Origin of the sequence: Bacillus sp. AFS018417 (genome assembly GCF_002560985.1) — a bacterium.
Lineage (GTDB): Bacteria > Bacillota > Bacilli > Bacillales > Bacillaceae_G > Bacillus_A > Bacillus_A rhizoplanae.
Window position 1 is genome coordinate 1 of record NZ_NTTM01000131.1, and the last position, 1,536, is coordinate 1,536.

Sequence of the window (1,536 nt, forward strand, 5' to 3'; positions counted from 1 at the left end):
GTCTCAGTAGATGTAAGAAACTCTTAAAGATAGCGGTGAGATTAATTGTTTTTTCTTCTAGAAATAATGACTTAGATAGTATATTACCTAAAACAATGAAAGCCCTACCTCTCTTTCATCCTTACGGCTCCTTGTCCGTGCCAGTGTGAATCAGGATTGCAAAAATCAAGTGACTATTTAATCGAGTTATTTGATGAAACTTCGAACGTTCGTAAAAGAAATTTAAAAATAAAAATGGATTAGATTGAAGTAATAACAAAATAGGTTCCTACTCTAAAAGTGAGTTGAAGAAGTTGAATGTCTTTGAAATGATTTACTTTTAATAATAATCATATTCCCGAAAAATTCAGGATATTTTCGGGGGATGTAATACATTATCTATAATGAACCTTAACAGAAACTTTTTATTTGATTTTCAGTGATCCCTTTAATTAATCCTAGTTCACTAATCAAAAATTCATGTGCGTTATCCAACATTTTTTTTTCGCTTGTATTAAGTGCCTTTTCTTTCTTCATACGCATTAAATCACGTACAACTTCAGCACCTTCTTGTATTTCACCCGTTTTTATTTTGTCCGTGTTCACTTTATACCTTTGTTTCCACGGCAGTAATTTATCTGATTCTCCATGCTGAAAAATGTGTATAATGTGTTTTAATGCAAGTATATCAGTAACTGGGCGTATACCCGAACTTAATATTTTACCCATAGGAATCATGACTTGCATATTACTGATTGACATTTTTATCACATAATACTGTTGTTTTTTCCCTGAGAATTCTTTTTCTTCTATGGCTTCAATTATACCTGCTCCGTGCATTGGATAAACAATGTTATCGCCAATTTGAAACATATAATCCACCTCCATATATGGTAACCTTCTTAACCTTAACATATATGTGATTTTTTATCAAATATTTTATAATATCATAAATTTATTTTTAGTGTCAACTACTTTTTCTTTAAAAATCAAATTAAATAAAAACAGCACCAAAACAATAGGGAGCGTGTCAGATTTCCAATAAAGGGAAGGGGGATTTCCCCGCGTATATTCTGAAACCTCTACTCATTAACGTAGATCAGTTTTCCCTTGAAAACGACCAAATCGATCCCGTATTTTTTTCAATCTTGTGTGGTACTCCAAAATCTCAATTCTTGCTTTTTCAGCTAGAGGTGCAATTGGTCGTAAGTCTTTTAACCCCCAATAATCAACCACTACATCAAGTACTTGATCAAAATATTGTAGTGGCCCATAGTTAGCTTCTTTTGCAATCACAGCCATTCTATTTTCAAAATCAGGCATGACAGCACCTGGCATTTTAAAATTTCTAATTACATTGGCAATATGATAGCAATAATTAGGTTCCAATTCCAAATGTGTTCGAATCACATCTCGATAAAACGCATAATGAAGAGTTTCATCTTTTGCAAGACGGCGTAATAATGTAGCAAGATCTGGATCATGCTTACTTGCAACCTTAGCTACATTATTGTAAAACACCATCGTTGCAAGTTCTTGTAGCGTCGTATACGTCAT

At 32.9% G+C, this 1,536-nt stretch carries 2 protein-coding genes; both read right to left on the reverse strand.

The genetic code is table 11. The features are described 5' to 3' along the window. Nucleotides 1–390 precede the first annotated feature (390 nt). The gene (locus CN326_RS23845) at nucleotides 391–852 is read right to left on the reverse strand and encodes a CarD family transcriptional regulator (RefSeq protein ID WP_176524763.1); all 462 of its coding nucleotides are present in this window, start codon (nucleotides 850–852) and stop codon (nucleotides 391–393) included. Nucleotides 853–1,068: 216 nt separating this feature from the next. Then, nucleotides 1,069–1,536 (reverse strand): acyl-ACP desaturase (locus tag CN326_RS23850; RefSeq protein ID WP_176524764.1); only part of this gene is annotated, 468 nt, incomplete at its 5' end.